Origin of the sequence: Mesorhizobium sp. M5C.F.Ca.IN.020.32.2.1 (assembly GCF_004023105.1) — a bacterium.
In the GTDB taxonomy this organism is placed as follows: Bacteria; Pseudomonadota; Alphaproteobacteria; order Rhizobiales; family Rhizobiaceae; genus Mesorhizobium; species Mesorhizobium wenxiniae.
This window is the reverse complement of the sequence record NZ_RZSX01001406.1, coordinates 1-929: the sequence shown is the minus strand read 5'-3', so window position 1 is coordinate 929 and position 929 is coordinate 1. Positions and strand designations below refer to the sequence as shown.

At 63.7% G+C, this 929-nt stretch carries 1 protein-coding gene; it reads left to right on the top strand.

The features are described from left to right. Positions 1-895 (top strand): L,D-transpeptidase family protein (locus EOA86_RS36370; RefSeq protein ID WP_164892396.1); only part of this gene is annotated, 895 nt, incomplete at its 5' end. Between the last annotated feature and the right edge of the window lie 34 nt (positions 896-929).

The following is a 929-nucleotide window of genomic DNA, read 5'->3' as shown; positions in this document are numbered from 1 at the left end:
GCCCCCAAAGATCGGCGGCAAGACTGCCACTGATCCGTCGCTTTCACTCGGTGCGCGCCAGGATGTCGCCGCGTTGCAAGTGCTGCTCGACCGCGCCGGCGCCTCGCCCGGCGTCGTCGACGGACGCTTCGGCTCGAATGTCGACAAGGCGCTCGCCGCCTACAACGAGATCACCGGCAGCAATCTGCGGTCGACCGATGTGGTCGGCATCCAGGCAGCCCTTGAGCAGTCCGGCGGCGATGCCTTCGCCTCCTACAGCATCACGCCCGAGGATGCGGCCGGCCCCTATGTCGCCTCGGTGCCGGAAGACTACGGCCAGAAGGCGCAGCTCGACCGGCTGAGTTACACCTCCGTCACCGAAGCGCTGGCCGAGCGGTTCCATATGGACGAGAACTATCTGAAGGCGCTCAATCCGGAAGCCAATTTCAACCGTCCAGGCACGATCATCAAGGTCGCCAATTTCGGCAGGCTGGTGGCGGAGCCGGTGGCGCGCATCATCGCCGACAAGGGCAAGAAGCAGGTCCGCGCCTATGACGCGTCGGGCAAGCTAATCGCGGCCTATCCAGCCACCATCGGCTCGGCGGACACGCCTTCGCCCACCGGCACGCATGCGGTGTCGCGGGTCGCGTTAGATCCGAACTACACCTACAATCCGAACATAAATTTCAAGCAGGGCGAAAACAACAAGATCCTGACCATCCCGCCGGGTCCGAACGGCCCCGTCGGCTCGGTCTGGATTGCGCTGGACAAGCCGACCTACGGCATTCACGGCACGCCTGACCCCTCCAAGATCGGCAAAACCGAAAGCCATGGCTGCGTGCGGCTGACCAATTGGGACGCGCGCGAACTGGCAAAAATCGTCTCGCCGGGCGTCACGGTGGAATTCATCGACTGAGCGCCTTATCGCAAATCACTGCACACCCCTGGGC